Consider the following 9,311-nt stretch of genomic DNA (forward strand, 5'->3'; position numbering starts at 1 on the left):
GGGCTTGCCGCCGGGGCGGCCGCGGACGCCGGCCTCGCCGATGAGGATGCCGCTGACGGCGCGTCCCACCGCCCATCCGCGGGCGCGGCGCAGGGTCGCGGCGTCCGGGGCCGGCCGGTAGGCGGCATGGAAGCGGTCGGCGGCGCCGTCCGGCAGCAGGATCCAGGCGGCGGCGAGGTCGCAGGCCGGGTCGCCCGCGCAGAGGTCACCGAAGTCGATCACGCCGCGGAAGGCGCCGTCCGCGGTGAGGACGTTGGCCGGATGCAGGTCGCCGTGGAGCCACACCGCCGGGCCCGCCCAGTCGGGCGCGGCGGCGGCGTCGTCCCAGACCGCGCGGACGGCGTCCGGGTCAGGGATCAGCCCCATCTCCGTCGCCAAGGCGAGCTGCCGGGCGAACCCCGAGGAGGAGCCGGCCAGCGACCCGCCGCGGCCGAAGCGGCCGGCGGGCGCCTCGTCGGGGGCGGGCCGGTGGAGAGCCGTCAGGAACGCGGCCAGGACGTCGGCCGCCTCCGCGCCGCGCGTGACGGGGGCGCGGTCGGCGGGCTCGCCGGGCACCCACGTGGTGACGATCCAGGGTCGCGGAAACCTGGTGGAGGGCTCGCCGAGACGTTGCGGGACGGGAACCGGCAGCGGCAGGCGCGGGGCGAGGGCGGGCAGCCAGGCGTGCTCCTTGCGCAGCAGCTCGTCCGCGTCCTCCGTCGCCCAGGGCAACCGCACGGCGAGGTCGTCGCCGAGCCGCCACAGCTGGTTGTCCCAGCCCCGCGCGCCGAGCCGCAACGGGCGATCGGCCAGGTCGGGGTGCTGGTCGCGCAGCAGACCCCGGACCAGCTCCGCGGTGACCTCGATCTCGGTGTGGGTCATGCGCAGCAACACTAGCCGCCCACTCCGGGGGACCCGGCCCGCGCGCCTCGTTCAGCCCGTGCCGGCTCGGCTGGGCTGGTGGATCATGATGATCAGATCGGTGGGTGTTCCGTCGTGTTCGGTGACGGCGCCGGCGAGCACGTCGGTGACCTCGAAGCCTTCGGAGGCGTACAGGGCCCGCGCCCGCTGGTTGTGCGCCTTGACGTCCAGCCAGACGCGGCCGGCGCCGTGGTGGTCGTACGCGCGGGCGAGGACCGCTCTCAGCAGCGCCCGCCCGAGACCCGCGCCGCGTCCGGCGGGGTCGATCACCATCCGGCGGAGCTCCACGACCTGGTCCGGCCGGCGGACGCCGGCGAGCACGGCGAAGCCAGAGGCGGCGCCGTCGTGCTCGGCGACGAGGTGATCCTGGTCAGGGTCGGCCAGGGCGCGCTCGTGCCAGGCCCGGCCGACCTCGCCGAGCCAGGCCGAGGTGCCGGGGTCGTTCTCCCACGCGGTGAGGCACGCGAGGTCCTCGGCCGTGGTGGCGCGGGTCCGCATGCCGATCAGTACCGCACGGTGATGCGGCCGGCGGGCGCGTCGACGGTGACCTCGCCCCCGTACGGAACCACCAGCTGCGGGTCGGTGTGGCCGATGTCCACGTTGAGGACCAGCGGAATGTCCGGGTTGTACTCGGCGAACGCGCGGAGCACGGCCTCGCGCTGCGCCTCGGCGTACGCGGCCTTCTCCTCGGGCGGGAGCGGCCGGTCGAGCGACCACGCCTTGGGCCGCCCCACGACGGCCGCGGCGAAGCGGCCGAGCAGGCCGCGCTCGCCCATGCACATCAGCACCCGGTAGACGTAGCCGGCGTCGGGCAACTCCTCGGTGGTCTCCAGGAACAGCACGCACCCGTCGTAGGCGGCGGGCTCGCGGATGTGAGTGCCGACGCGCAGGTTCCAGTCGACGATCTCCAGGCAGCCGCCCCAGGTCGGCCCGGTCACCGTGCGGCCGGGGCCGTGCCAGTGCCAGCCGTCGCCGGGGAACATGTCGGGCTCCTGCGCCAGCAGCGCCGGGTTCTTCCAGTCCTGGTCGACGTCGCCGTAGACGTCGGCGGGGCGCAGCTCGTGGACGTCATGGGTGAACAGCGCGGCCCGCACCGCCTGCTCCGCCTGCGGGTTCATCCGGCCGCCGCGGCCGAACACCGTCATGACGGTGCCGCCGTAGTAGGAGACGATGCCGAGATTCCACAGGTAGTTGCACAGGTTGGTGTTGTCGCTGATCCCGAAGAACGGCTTCGGATTCGCCCCGAGCACCTCCGGGTCGAGGTGACGCAGCACCTTGATCTGGTCGTCGCCGCCGATGCTGGTCAGCACGGCCTTGATCTCGGGGTCGGCGAAGGCGGCGTTGACGTCGGCGGCCCGCGCGGCCGGCGACGACCCGAGCTCGCGGGTGGTCGGGTACTCGACCGGCACGAGCCCGAAGTCGTCCCGCAGGCGGGCCAGACCCAGCTCGTACGGCTCCGGGAAGATCCCCGGCAGTGCGGCGCCGGGGGACAGGACGGCGACCTTGTCGCCAGGCTCGGGTTTGGCCGGATATGCGGGCATGCCGAGCAAGCTACCCGAGCGCGTCATCGGCCCGGAACACCTTTTCGACAACGGTAGGTCCGAGGCGTCGATTCTTCCGTCAGATGCGCCAGTGTGCGACGCGGCCCGCTCGGGATTAGATGCTGCCGACCCCTTTCCATCGGCTCCGACCCCCGCCAGCCCCCTCGCATGGAACGGATTCGTCATGCCGCAACGCCCGGCTCTCCTGGCCGCCCTCGCGACCTTAGCCGCCGGCGCGGTCGTCGCGCTGCCCGCGCACGCCGCGACCCCGCCCACACTCCCGATCAAGGCCGTCCTCCCCGCCGCCGTCAACATCGCCGGGCCGGGATTCGTCCCCGTCACGCTGCTGAGCGCGGACGGCGTCGACGCCACCGCGGTCGACCCCGCCACCGTCCGGCTCGGCGACGGCGCGCCGGTGGCCCGCGACGACGGCGGCTACCTCACCTCCACGGCCGACGCCGACCGCGACGGCCGCGCCGACCTCGTCCTGCACGCCGACAAGGAGCGGCTGACGCGGGCCGGGCTCGGCCCCGGCACCGGCGCGCTCGCCGTCACCGGGTCGCTGGGCGACGGCCGGGACTTCACGACGTCGGCCGCGGTCACGCCCGAGGTCGTCCTGGAGGTCAAGTTCACCGAGGCGCTCCGGGTCCGCGGCACGGGCCAGAGCCTGCGCAGCGCCCGCGGCGAGGACCTCGACCCCGTCCAGGCCGTCCTCGGCCGCCACGGCGCCCGTTCCGTCACGCCGCTGATGCCCGGCGCCGCGGTGGCGAAGCTGGACGACACGAACGCGAGGGCGAAGACGCGCGGCGGCGAGGCCGTCCCCGACATGGCCTCGTGGTACAACGTCGTGCTGCCCGCCGACGTGGACGTGGAGCAGGCGGTCGCCGACTTGCGCGCGCTCCCCGAGGTGGCCTTCGCCTACCCCGCACCCGACCTCGCGCCACCCCCGTCGTCGTCGGTCTCGGCTTCGGTTCCGGCTTCGGCGACGCCCGACTTCAGCGGTCAGCAGGGCTACCTGCGGCCCGCGCCGCAGGGCATCGACGCCGACTTCTCCCACCAGGACCCGCGCGCCCGCGGCGCCGGCATCAAGATCGTCGACCTGGAGTACGACTGGAACGCCTCCCACGAGGACCTGCGGCTCGACGCGTCGAGCGACCTCGGCGGCTCGGTGTTCCCCCGCTACACCGGCTTCGCCGACGAGCACGGCACGGCGGTCTTCGGCGAGCTGATCGGCCAGGACAACGGCTACGGCGTGACCGGCAGCGTGCCCGAGGCCACGATGTACGGCATCTCGCCCACCCAGGCGCTGCCCGGCGGCGGCACCCGGTGGAGCCCGGGGGCGGCGCTGGCGTACCTGGCCGGGCTCGGCGCCCTCGCGCCCGGGGACGTGGTGCTGCTGGAACAGCAGACATCGGGCCCGCTCGGCGGCAGCAACTACGCGCCGCTGGAGTGGATCCCGTCGGTCTTCGACGCCGTCAAGCTGCTCGACGGGCTCGGCGTCACCGTGGTCGAGACCGGCGGCAACGGCAACCAGAACGTCGACTCCGACCTGTACGTCCAGAACGGCATCAAGTGGTTCGACCGCAGCGTCCAGGACTCCGGCGCGATCATGGTCGGCGCCGGCAGCAGCACCGACCACGAGCGGCTGAACTTCTCCAACTACGGCTCCAGGTTCGATCTGCAGGGCTGGGGCCACAACATCGTCACCTCCGGCGGCAACGGCAACCTGCAGGGCGGCACCGACCCGGCGAACCTGAACGTCCGCTACACCAGGACGTTCGGCGGCACCTCCGGCGCCGGGCCGATCGTCACCGGCGCGGTCGTGGCCATCCAGTCGTACCTGAAGGCCAACGGGCAGGAGCCGTGGACGGCGGCGCGGATCGCCGACCTGCTCAAGCGCACCGGCACCCCGCAGGGCCCGGCGAGCGCGGGCCAGCACATCGGGCCGCTGCCCGACGTGCGGGCGGCGCTGACGGCGATCGAGGTCGACCCGCCCACGACCGAGGCGGCGCTGACCCAGCGGCCGCCCCGCCAGGGTGAGTCGTACGTCAACCCGTTCGTGACGCTCACGGCGGGCGACGGCTGGGGCTCCGGCGTGACCAGGACCCAGTACCGGCTCGACGGCGGGAAGTGGAAGACCTACAGCGAGCCGTTCCGGGTGCTGCGCAAGGGCACCCACACGCTCGACTTCCGCTCCGTGGACGGCAACGGCAACCGGGAACAGGTCCGGACGCTGACGTTCCGCAACCGGGTCACGGAGCCCTGATCGCCGGCCGGCGGGGCCGGTGCTACGCCGGCCCCGCCAGCCGGGCCAGTTTGAGCGCCATGTGCAACGACAGCCGTTCGTTGCCGTTCCTCAGGTCGGTGCCGGCGAGCTGCTCGACGCGCTGGAGCCGGTAGTACACCGAGGCGCGGTGCAGGTTCATCCGGACGGCGGTGGCGTGCGCGTTGCCCGCCAGGTCGAGGTAGGTCTCCAGGGTCTCCAGCAGCGGCCGGTGCGACGGGTCGGCGATGAGCTTCTCCAGGCCGGGGTGGACGCCGGCGTTGCTCAGCACCTCGCCGGACAGCTGCGACAGCAGCCGGTAGATGCCGAGCTGCGACCAGCTGGCCACCGGCCCGACCGCGGGCAGCCGCACGGCGACCTGGGCGGCCAGCGCCGCCTCGTCGTAGGACAGGCGCGCCTCCGGCAGCTCGGCGCGCGGGCGGCCCACGCCGACCACCGCGCCCGCCACGCAGTGCAGGCCACGGATGGTCGTCTGCAGGGCGTCGTTGAGGTGCTCGGCGACCGCCAGGGCGGCGCCGTCGCGGTCGTGGACCAGCAGCACGCCGTGGTCGTAGCGCACCAGGTGCACGGCCTCCTTGGGGCCGCAGCGGCGGCGGCTGGCGATGAGCGCCTGTTCCAGGGCGATGCGGGCCAGGTCGTCGAGCCGTACGTGGGGGCGCAGGATCAGCCGGGCGACGACCGCGGCGGTCGGGACGTCATCGCCGGCCAGCAGGCCGCCCTCCAGCAGCGTCATCGCGCCGTGCCGGCGGGCGTCGCGCTCGTCGGCGAGCAGCAGCCGGATCGCCTCCGTCTCCCGCTGCGAGGCCAGCTCGCCGGCCAGGTTCTCGCGGTACAGGGCGAGCGCCAGGTCGTCGGTGGTGGTGGAGACCGCGGCGATCTCGTCGGCCGTCATCGACCGGTCGGCGTCGATGACCCAGACGTAGCCGAGCAGCATGTCGCCGTGGCGGATCGGCACGCAGATCCTCGGCAACATCTGCAGCTCGTCGCAGGCCGGGGTGCGGATCGCGCCCTTGGCCTGCGTGATGCCGACCTTCCTGAAGAACGCGATGACCTCGGGTGTGGTCTGGCGGCGCAGGATCGACATCCGGCGGACCTCGTCCATCGGCTCGAGTTGCTCGCTGTAGGCGACCACCCGCTGGCGGTGGTCCTCGATCAGCGCGGGACGGCCGACGCGGCTCGCCAGGGAGTCCACGATCGTTTGCAGCTCCGACAGCATCGCACCGCTTTCGACGGACGTAGAAAGGTTCTCCGGGTATTTGCCGGATGTTGCGTTCCGCCAAACGGTTCGAGCGCCGAATCTCGACATACGTCGGGACGGCCGGCGGCGCGCTTTCGGCATCTGCACAGTGACGCGGGCGCCGGCGGACCGTAGGGTTCGGCCTCGGCAGGTTCGTTGAGGAAGGTGTTGTTTGTGCTCTTAAACCGCGGCCGCCGTCCGTCCCGACGATTGTCGAGCAAGTCCCTGGCGGTGCTCGGCACTCTCGTCCTCGTCCTATCGCTGAACATGACGCAGACCAGCCAGGCCACCACCGCCGCTGCGTGGAGCCCGCCCGCGATGCAGCCGATCGACCCGCAGCGGGTGCAGGACCAGGACGACATGAGCTGGGCCGACTACAAGCCGATCCCGGGGGTCAGCTGGGCCACCGACGGCGCGGTGCCCACGGACCGGGCGCTGCGCATCGCGCTGGTCGCGGTCGACTTCCCCGACCAGCCGTTCGTGATCACCAAGCCGAAGCAGTCGGACCCGTTCGGCAACCCGCAGATCGACCCGATCAGCCGGGAGGACGTCCCGCAGTTCTACGCCGACTTCTACAACAAGCCGAGCGCGCTGAACAACTTCCAGACGATCAACGGGTACTGGATGGAGCAGAGCGGCGGCAAGATCGGCGTCTCCTCGATCACGTCGTTCGGGCCGTACGAGATGCCGAAGAACTACTCGCAGTACGGTCTCAACGACATCGGCCAGCCGAACCAGGAGGGCTGCCCCGGCACCACCACGGTCACGGGCGCCCAGAACGGCGTGACCACCCTCGCGGTGGCCTCGACGAAGTTCTTCAAGGTCGGCGACCTCATCACGATCGCGGGCGTCTCGCCGTCCGGGCAGCGGGTCGTCACCGGCATCCCCGACGGCACGCACCTCGTCCTCGACGGCGCGGTGACGGTCCGTGACGGGGCCGCCATCAACAACTGCGCCGGCACCCGCCTGGAGACCGACGCCGACCGGCTGTGGCACGAGGACGCCGACTGCACCCGCAACTGCGGCTTCGACGTTGTGATGCGCATCTACGCCGGCTACGACGAGACCTCGGTGTGGCAGGAGTTCGGCGAGATGAGGTTCAACTCGCCGGAGGACGTGCCGCGCGAGATCTGGGGCAACCCGAACCCGGAGCAGCCCAGCGCCGTGCGCAGCCGGTACGTGCCCTGGACGTCGTGGCTGGCCGGCTCGCAGCTGTGGGGCCAGTCGACGATCCGGCAGGGGGAGAGCTCGGGCACGATCACGCACGAGCTGGCCCACTTCTTCTTCAGCATCGGCGACAACAACAACAATCCGTACATCCAGCCCTACCACCGGGCGGGCTCCGGCACGTGGGACATGCTGGACCGCGGCTCGTTCAACGGGCCGGGCGGCCCGCACAACCGCTGGCAGGTGCCCGCGCAGCGGGGCGCGTCGATGCCCGCCGAGCTGACGCTGCGCAGCAAGATCGGGATGGGTTTCGTCCCGTACTCCTCGGTGCTGCGGCTCAACCGTGACGGGCTGGCGAAGTCCGGTCTCGCGGTCGTGGACGTGGTCGCCCGGGCGGTGAACGCGGGCGAGCTGCCCAAGGGCACGCGGGCGGGCGTCCAGGTGCTGCTGGACGGCGCGACGCCGGTCGACCGCTCGCCGGCGTGCGAGGTGAACGCCGACCCGCTGTGCGACGGCGGCGGCCCGGCCGGGGAGTGGACGAACTACACGCTGGAGACGGTCCAGCGGATCGGGTACGGCTCGTTCCAGCCGGACGACGGCGTGCTGATCGCCAAGAACAAGGCCTACGAGCCCGGCGAGGACGGCGAGGAGGGCTCCACCTGCGGTTACAACTGCTTCACGTGGGTGGTGGACGCGCATCCCGAGGACATCGGCATGGTCGACTACGTGCGGCCCGACGGCACCAAGGTGATGCGCACGATCGGCGACTACCGGCAGCTCAACGACGCGCTGTTCCACGCCGGCACGAACTCGGGCTCCAAGAACGTGTACACCGACGCCGCCAACGGCCTGCGCTTCTACGTCCTCGACACGTACGAGGACGACAAGGGCCTGCTGCACTACGTCATCGGCGTGCAGAACCCGGAGGGCGCCGGGCCGCAGCAGCGCGGTGTGGCGCTGAAGAAGGGCAAGCCCGTGGGCGGCGCCCCGGCGTACGCGACCAACTGCTCGTTCCCGCTGACGAACACCGGCAAGGACGCGGCGACCGATCCGGCGCTGCACCCGCAGGACGAGCGGGCGCACCTGAAGAACGACATCTACCGGCTGTCGGTCTCGGCCGCGGGGGAGGGCTGGCAGGCTCAGCTGCCGAACGACCTGGCCACGGCGGCGTTCGGGGAGTCGGTGGACGTGCCGGTGTTCGTGACCCGTACGCCGGACAGCGCCCACGCGGCGACGGTCACGCTGACCGCGGCCTCGGTGAGCGACCCGGGCAAGACGGCCACGGCCACCTGCAAGGTGAAGACGAAGGACACCGGCCGCTGACCTGGTGATTCCGGCTACGCCGGCCCCGGACCCGCATGGGTGGTCCGGGGCCGGCGTCGTCTTCCGCCGTAAGGAATCTACTTTGTAAAGGCGCTCCCCGCGGGCTACACCCGCCCATGTAGCCACTGAGGAACGGGCTTCGCCCGTCGCCTGCCGGCAAAGCGTTATTTCATGATGGTCGTCAGCTGGGAGAGGCGCTCGACGGTGGGGGTCGAGGCGCCGACGACCTCGGCGAGGCGCGGGCCGCGCCCGGCTACGCTCTCCAGGACGGCTTCGAAGGGGCCGCTGAGGTGCGGGGGTGAGGTTGCTCCCGCGGTGACCCGCACGTCGTCCGGGGCGCCGGAGATCTCGTACGTGTCGTCCGGGCTGCCGATGAGGCGAACGGTCACCTGGGGAGCCTCCCCTGATCCGGTGGCGGCGCTCGCCGCGACCAGGAGGCCGTAGAGGGCGACGAGCCGCTGGACCGTGGGGCTCTGTGGCCGGGCGGCCCGCAGGGTGGCGGACATGTCGCGTTCGTGCATCCATGCGTCCCAGAGGATGTGCAGGGAGAGCACGGACCAGTGCCATCGTCCGCCGAGGGGGCCGGTGACCACGGTGTCGGCGCCGGCGTCGATGAGGCGGCCGAGGCTGTCGTGTTCGGCCTCGGTGAGTTCGATGAGGGTGTCGATCGTCTGTTCCGGTGGCCGGCCGGCGGAGTGGCGCAGCCATTGGCCGGGGGTGGTGGCGGGGTCGAAGTCGTCGAGGTCGGCGAAACGGGTGTGCGCGAGGCTGCCGGTGAGTGCGGCGACGTGGAGTTCGGCGACGTCGGCGAGGTGGCGGGCGATGTCGTGGACGGTCCAGTCGGGGCATCGGGTGGGGG

7 protein-coding genes are annotated in these 9,311 nt (G+C 72.4%); 2 read left to right on the forward strand and 5 right to left on the reverse strand.

What is annotated here, in order from left to right; all coding sequences use genetic code 11:
- From C1J01_RS42495 to C1J01_RS42505, 3 genes are all read right to left on the reverse strand, one after another.
- The coding region (locus C1J01_RS42495) for a phosphotransferase (RefSeq protein WP_111184710.1) at positions 1 to 861 on the reverse strand (861 nt) is incomplete at its 3' end.
- A 51-nt stretch (positions 862 to 912) separates the two neighbouring features.
- The gene (locus C1J01_RS42500; RefSeq protein ID WP_111184704.1) at positions 913 to 1,398 is read right to left on the reverse strand and encodes a GNAT family N-acetyltransferase; all 486 of its coding nucleotides are present in this window, start codon (positions 1,396 to 1,398) and stop codon (positions 913 to 915) included.
- A 5-nt stretch (positions 1,399 to 1,403) separates the two neighbouring features.
- A complete protein-coding gene (locus C1J01_RS42505; RefSeq protein WP_220040389.1) occupies positions 1,404 to 2,441 on the reverse strand; it encodes a S66 family peptidase in 1,038 nt (345 codons plus the stop codon).
- Positions 2,442 to 2,625: 184 nt separating this feature from the next.
- Here C1J01_RS42505 and C1J01_RS42510 point away from each other — a divergent pair, with 184 nt between their 5' ends.
- Complete coding sequence (locus C1J01_RS42510; RefSeq protein ID WP_111184706.1) at positions 2,626 to 4,707, forward strand: OmpL47-type beta-barrel domain-containing protein; 2,082 nt, start codon at positions 2,626 to 2,628, stop codon at positions 4,705 to 4,707.
- Positions 4,708 to 4,729: 22 nt separating this feature from the next.
- Here C1J01_RS42510 and C1J01_RS42515 read toward each other — a convergent pair whose 3' ends face one another.
- Positions 4,730 to 5,941 (reverse strand): PucR family transcriptional regulator, encoded by a 1,212-nt coding sequence (locus C1J01_RS42515; protein WP_111184707.1) that lies wholly within the window; start codon positions 5,939 to 5,941, stop codon positions 4,730 to 4,732.
- A gap of 288 nt (positions 5,942 to 6,229) precedes the next feature.
- On the opposite strand from C1J01_RS42515, the gene C1J01_RS42520 reads away from it, so the two are divergent.
- A complete protein-coding gene (locus tag C1J01_RS42520; protein WP_146615930.1) occupies positions 6,230 to 8,452 on the forward strand; it encodes a peptidase M6 in 2,223 nt (740 codons plus the stop codon).
- 164 nt (positions 8,453 to 8,616) lie between these two features.
- Here C1J01_RS42520 and C1J01_RS42525 read toward each other — a convergent pair.
- Positions 8,617 to 9,311, reverse strand: a 695-nt coding sequence (locus C1J01_RS42525) for a maleylpyruvate isomerase N-terminal domain-containing protein (protein ID WP_111184709.1), incomplete at its 5' end; no start/stop codon positions are given.

Origin of the sequence: Nonomuraea aridisoli (assembly GCF_003236395.1) — a bacterium.
GTDB classification, from domain to species: Bacteria; Actinomycetota; Actinomycetes; order Streptosporangiales; family Streptosporangiaceae; genus Nonomuraea; species Nonomuraea aridisoli.

Bases quoted from the DNA above. Each gene is read 5' to 3' on its own strand.
- C1J01_RS42520 (WP_146615930.1), top strand. From the start codon at position 6,230: ATGACGCAGACCAGCCAGGCCACCACCGCCGCTGCGTGGAGCCCGCCC.
- C1J01_RS42505 (WP_220040389.1), bottom strand. From the start codon at position 2,441: ATGCCCGCATATCCGGCCAAACCCGAGCCTGGCGACAAGGTCGCCGTC.
- C1J01_RS42515 (WP_111184707.1), bottom strand. From the start codon at position 5,941: ATGCTGTCGGAGCTGCAAACGATCGTGGACTCCCTGGCGAGCCGCGTC.
- C1J01_RS42500 (WP_111184704.1), bottom strand. From the start codon at position 1,398: ATGCGGACCCGCGCCACCACGGCCGAGGACCTCGCGTGCCTCACCGCG.
- C1J01_RS42510 (WP_111184706.1), top strand. From the start codon at position 2,626: ATGCCGCAACGCCCGGCTCTCCTGGCCGCCCTCGCGACCTTAGCCGCC.